Here is a 4,917-nt window from a genome sequence, read left to right as displayed (position 1 = left end):
CACAGGGGGCAACCCCCAACTACTTCCGGCGTTCTAGGGCTTAACTTCTGTGTTCGGCATGGGTACAGGTGTATCTCCTAGGCTATCGTCACTTAACTCTGAGTAATACCTACTCAAAATTGAATATCTATCAAATACCAAGAAAAACTTACGCTTTCATATTCTCAGTTACTTTGGATAAGTCCTCGAGCTATTAGTATTAGTCCGCTACATGTGTCGCCACACTTCCACTTCTAACCTATCTACCTGATCATCTCTCAGGGCTCTTACTGATATAAAATCATGGGAAATCTCATCTTGAGGTGGGTTTCACACTTAGATGCTTTCAGCGTTTATCCCTTCCCTACATAGCTACCCAGCGATGCCTTTGGCAAGACAACTGGTACACCAGCGGTAAGTCCACTCTGGTCCTCTCGTACTAGGAGCAGATCCTCTCAAATTTCCTACGCCCGCGACGGATAGGGACCGAACTGTCTCACGACGTTCTGAACCCAGCTCGCGTGCCGCTTTAATGGGCGAACAGCCCAACCCTTGGGACCGACTACAGCCCCAGGATGCGACGAGCCGACATCGAGGTGCCAAACCTCCCCGTCGATGTGAACTCTTGGGGGAGATAAGCCTGTTATCCCCAGGGTAGCTTTTATCCGTTGAGCGATGGCCCTTCCATACGGAACCACCGGATCACTAAGCCCGACTTTCGTCCCTGCTCGAGTTGTAGCTCTCGCAGTCAAGCTCCCTTATACCTTTACACTCTGCGAATGATTTCCAACCATTCTGAGGGAACCTTTGGGCGCCTCCGTTACCTTTTAGGAGGCGACCGCCCCAGTCAAACTGCCCGTCAGACACTGTCTCCGATAGGGATCACCTATCCGGGTTAGAGTGGCCATAACACAAGGGTAGTATCCCAACAACGTCTCCTTCGAAACTGGCGTCCCGATCTCATAGACTCCTACCTATCCTGTACATGTGGTACAGACACTCAATATCAAACTGCAGTAAAGCTCCATGGGGTCTTTCCGTCCTGTCGCGGGTAACCTGCATCTTCACAGGTACTAAAATTTCACCGAGTCTCTCGTTGAGACAGTGCCCAAATCATTACGCCTTTCGTGCGGGTCGGAACTTACCCGACAAGGAATTTCGCTACCTTAGGACCGTTATAGTTACGGCCGCCGTTTACTGGGGCTTCAATTCATACCTTCGAGTTACCTCTAAGCACTCCTCTTAACCTTCCAGCACCGGGCAGGCGTCACCCCCTATACATCATCTTACGATTTAGCAGAGAGCTGTGTTTTTGATAAACAGTTGCTTGGGCCTATTCACTGCGGCTGACCTAAAGTCAGCACCCCTTCTCCCGAAGTTACGGGGTCATTTTGCCGAGTTCCTTAACGAGAGTTCTCTCGCTCACCTGAGGCTACTCGCCTCGACTACCTGTGTCGGTTTGCGGTACGGGTAGAGTATGTTTAAACGCTAGAAGCTTTTCTTGGCAGTGTGACGTCACTAACTTCGCTACTAAACTTCGCTCCCCATCACAGCTCAATGTTATAGAATTAAGCATTTAACTCAATTCACACCTCACTGCTTAGACAGACACTTCCAATCGTCTGCTTTAGTTAGCCTACTGCGTCCCTCCATCACTACATACTCTAGTACAGGAATATCAACCTGTTGTCCATCGGATACACCTTTCGGTCTCTCCTTAGGTCCCGACTAACCCAGGGCGGACGAGCCTTCCCCTGGAAACCTTAGTCTTACGGTGGACAGGATTCTCACCTGTCTTTCGCTACTCATACCGGCATTCTCACTTCTATGCGTTCCAGCGCTCCTCACGGTACACCTTCGCCACACATAGAACGCTCTCCTACCATACCTATAAAGGTATCCACAGCTTCGGTAAATTGTTTTAGCCCCGGTACATTTTCGGCGCAGGGTCACTCGACTAGTGAGCTATTACGCACTCTTTGAATGAATAGCTGCTTCTAAGCTAACATCCTAGTTGTCTGTGCAACCCCACATCCTTTTCCACTTAACAATTATTTTGGGACCTTAGCTGGTGGTCTGGGCTGTTTCCCTTTCGACTACGGATCTTAGCACTCGCAGTCTGACTGCCGACCATAATTCATTGGCATTCGGAGTTTATCTGAGATTGGTAATCCGGGATGGACCCCTCACCCAAACAGTGCTCTACCTCCAAGAATCTTGATGTCGACGCTAGCCCTAAAGCTATTTCGGAGAGAACCAGCTATCTCCAAGTTCGTTTGGAATTTCTCCGCTACCCACAAGTCATCCAAGCACTTTTCAACGTGCCCTGGTTCGGTCCTCCAGTGCGTCTTACCGCACCTTCAACCTGCTCATGGGTAGGTCACATGGTTTCGGGTCTACGACATAATACTAAGACGCCCTATTCAGACTCGGTTTCCCTACGGCTCCGTCTCTTCAACTTAACCTCGCATCATATCGTAACTCGCCGGTTCATTCTACAAAAGGCACGCTCTCACCCATTAACGGGCTCGAACTTGTTGTAGGCACACGGTTTCAGGTTCTATTTCACTCCCCTCCCGGGGTGCTTTTCACCTTTCCCTCACGGTACTGGTTCACTATCGGTCACTAGGGAGTATTTAGGGTTGGGAGATGGTCCTCCCAGATTCCGACGGGATTTCACGTGTCCCGCCGTACTCAGGATACTGCTAGGTACAAAGACTATTTAAAATACGAGGCTCTCACTCTCTTTGGCTGATCTTCCCATATCATTCTTCTATAGTCTTTGAGTCCACATTGCAGTCCTACAACCCCGAAGAGTAAACTCTTCGGTTTGCCCTCCTGCCGTTTCGCTCGCCGCTACTAAGGCAATCGCTTTTGCTTTCTCTTCCTGCAGCTACTTAGATGTTTCAGTTCACTGCGTCTTCCTCCTCATATCCTTAACAGATATGGGTAACAGGTAGTACCTGTTGGGTTCCCCCATTCGGAAATCCCTGGATCATCGCTTACTTACAGCTACCCAAGGCATATCGTCGTTTGTCACGTCCTTCTTCGGCTCCTAGTGCCAAGGCATCCACCGTGCGCCCTTATTAACTTAACCTTATTTTTTGACCTTTTAGTCATAAACTCTTATTAATACTACAGCGTTTTCGGTTTATTTTCTTGTTACTATTTGATATAGATATTCAATTTTCAATGTGCATTACTTGGTGATCTCTCACCAATGGAGCCTAGCGGGATCGAACCGCTGACCTCCTGCGTGCAAAGCAGGCGCTCTCCCAGCTGAGCTAAGGCCCCACAAGACCTCTCAAGACTAAACAAGACCAATGTGCATTCCTTATCCTTAGAAAGGAGGTGATCCAGCCGCACCTTCCGATACGGCTACCTTGTTACGACTTCACCCCAATCATCTATCCCACCTTAGGCGGCTGGCTCCTAATGGTTACCTCACCGACTTCGGGTGTTACAAACTCTCGTGGTGTGACGGGCGGTGTGTACAAGGCCCGGGAACGTATTCACCGCGGCGTGCTGATCCGCGATTACTAGCGATTCCGACTTCATGTAGGCGAGTTGCAGCCTACAATCCGAACTGAGACTGGCTTTAAGAGATTAGCTTGCCGTCACCGACTTGCGACTCGTTGTACCAGCCATTGTAGCACGTGTGTAGCCCAGGTCATAAGGGGCATGATGATTTGACGTCATCCCCACCTTCCTCCGGTTTATTACCGGCAGTCTCGCTAGAGTGCCCAACTGAATGATGGCAACTAACAATAGGGGTTGCGCTCGTTGCGGGACTTAACCCAACATCTCACGACACGAGCTGACGACAACCATGCACCACCTGTCACCTCTGTCCCGAAGGAAAACTCTATCTCTAGAGTGGTCAGAGGGATGTCAAGACCTGGTAAGGTTCTTCGCGTTGCTTCGAATTAAACCACATGCTCCACCGCTTGTGCGGGCCCCCGTCAATTCCTTTGAGTTTCAACCTTGCGGTCGTACTCCCCAGGCGGAGTGCTTAATGCGTTAGCTACGGCACTAAACCCCGGAAAGGGTCTAACACCTAGCACTCATCGTTTACGGCGTGGACTACCAGGGTATCTAATCCTGTTTGCTCCCCACGCTTTCGAGCCTCAGCGTCAGTTACAAGCCAGAGAGCCGCTTTCGCCACCGGTGTTCCTCCATATATCTACGCATTTCACCGCTACACATGGAATTCCACTCTCCCCTCTTGCACTCAAGTTAAACAGTTTCCAAAGCGTACTATGGTTAAGCCACAGCCTTTAACTTCAGACTTATCTAACCGCCTGCGCTCGCTTTACGCCCAATAAATCCGGACAACGCTCGGGACCTACGTATTACCGCGGCTGCTGGCACGTAGTTAGCCGTCCCTTTCTGGTAAGATACCGTCACAGTGTGAACTTTCCACTCTCACACTCGTTCTTCTCTTACAACAGAGCTTTACGATCCGAAAACCTTCTTCACTCACGCGGCGTTGCTCGGTCAGACTTCCGTCCATTGCCGAAGATTCCCTACTGCTGCCTCCCGTAGGAGTCTGGGCCGTGTCTCAGTCCCAGTGTGGCCGATCACCCTCTCAGGTCGGCTATGTATCGTTGCCTTGGTGAGCCGTTACCTCACCAACTAGCTAATACAACGCAGGTCCATCTGGTAGTGATGCAATTGCACCTTTCAAGCACATATCATGCGATATCTACTGTTATGCGGTATTAGCTATCGTTTCCAATAGTTATCCCCCGCTACCAGGCAGGTTACCTACGCGTTACTCACCCGTTCGCAACTCATCCGCTCGGTGCAAGCACCAAGCTTCAGCGTTCTACTTGCATGTATTAGGCACGCCGCCAGCGTTCGTCCTGAGCCAGGATCAAACTCTCATTAAAAGTTTGAGTTCTCACTCATTTCTGTCACTGACAGATTTATTGTTTT

At 50.0% G+C, this 4,917-nt stretch carries 1 tRNA gene and 3 rRNA genes; all 4 read right to left on the bottom strand.

The window, feature by feature from the left end:
* Positions 1–96: ribosomal RNA gene (rrf, locus tag NMM19_RS08320) — 5S ribosomal RNA — on the bottom strand; the annotation flags it as partial.
* 77 nt (positions 97–173) lie between these two features.
* Positions 174–3,076, bottom strand: a 23S ribosomal RNA gene (locus tag NMM19_RS08315).
* Positions 3,077–3,200: 124 nt separating this feature from the next.
* Positions 3,201–3,273, bottom strand: a tRNA-Ala gene (locus tag NMM19_RS08310).
* 50 nt (positions 3,274–3,323) lie between these two features.
* A 16S ribosomal RNA gene (locus NMM19_RS08305) occupies positions 3,324–4,871 on the bottom strand.
* Positions 4,872–4,917: the final 46 nt, after the last annotated feature.

Source organism: Streptococcus sp. CF8_St5-17, from assembly GCF_024295665.1.
Classification (GTDB): Bacteria; Bacillota; Bacilli; order Lactobacillales; family Streptococcaceae; genus Streptococcus.
Note: the sequence above shows the minus strand (reverse complement) of the source record. Positions and strands in the feature narration are given on the sequence as shown.